We start from the raw sequence: 227 nt of genomic DNA, 5'->3' as shown, positions 1-227 counted from the left end.
GCGCGTGACGGAGTCAAAGTCCGTTGCCTTACCGCTTGGCTATAGCCCATTAATATTAAGGGCGGCTGATGGGAATCGAACCCACGAATGTCGGAACCACAATCCGATGCGTTAACCACTTCGCCACAGCCGCCATGGCAGGGGTAGTAGGAATCGAACCCACATCAAAGGTTTTGGAGACCTCTATTCTACCGTTGAACTATACCCCTATACTATTAAATAAAAAC

Annotated in this window: 2 tRNA genes; both read right to left on the bottom strand. The window is 48.9% G+C overall.

The annotated features are described in order from the left end of the window. Nucleotides 1-60 precede the first annotated feature (60 nt). A tRNA-His gene (locus CD036_RS12205) sits at nt 61-133 on the bottom strand. Between the two features lie 2 nt (nt 134-135). After that, nucleotides 136-209 (bottom strand) — tRNA-Trp (locus tag CD036_RS12200). Nucleotides 210-227: the final 18 nt, after the last annotated feature.

The organism is Staphylococcus arlettae (genome assembly GCF_002902345.1).
Lineage (GTDB): Bacteria > Bacillota > Bacilli > Staphylococcales > Staphylococcaceae > Staphylococcus > Staphylococcus arlettae.
Note: the sequence above shows the minus strand (reverse complement) of the source record. Positions and strands in the feature narration are given on the sequence as shown.